At 66.3% G+C, this 406-nt stretch carries 1 pseudogene; it reads right to left on the minus strand.

The annotated features are described in order from the left end of the window. A pseudogene (locus tag EYW47_RS42780) lies at window positions 1-406 on the minus strand (hypothetical protein); the annotation flags it as partial.

Genomic DNA, 406 nt, shown 5'->3' on the forward strand with positions numbered 1-406 from the left:
GCCACCGCCCAGTGCCGAGGCCACTGCTGCACCGGACTGGTCGGCCTTGCCTTCCACGCGGGTGATATCGCTGGTGTTCTGCGCAATGTTCGATGCGTTGGTCGCCACGTTCGCGTTCGTCGCGTTCAGCTGCGACATGTTCACCGCGTCGGTGTCGGCCACGCCGGCCGTCACGTTCTTCAGCGTGCGCGTGTTGCCGTTCTTGTCGGCGAGGTCCACTGCTGCACCGTCCGTATCCTTGCCCACCGTCAGGTCTGCACCGGCCGTGGCCTGTTGCACCAGACCCACCGTGCCGCTATTGAGCTGGTTCGTGATGTCGCTGATCGAGCTGGTGTTGCCCGTCACCGCCGTGTCCAGGCTGCCCAGTGCCGCGCCCACGTTGCCGTACGTGCTGCCCTGGACCGCA

This window comes from Paraburkholderia silviterrae (assembly GCF_004353915.1).
Lineage (GTDB): Bacteria > Pseudomonadota > Gammaproteobacteria > Burkholderiales > Burkholderiaceae > Paraburkholderia > Paraburkholderia silviterrae.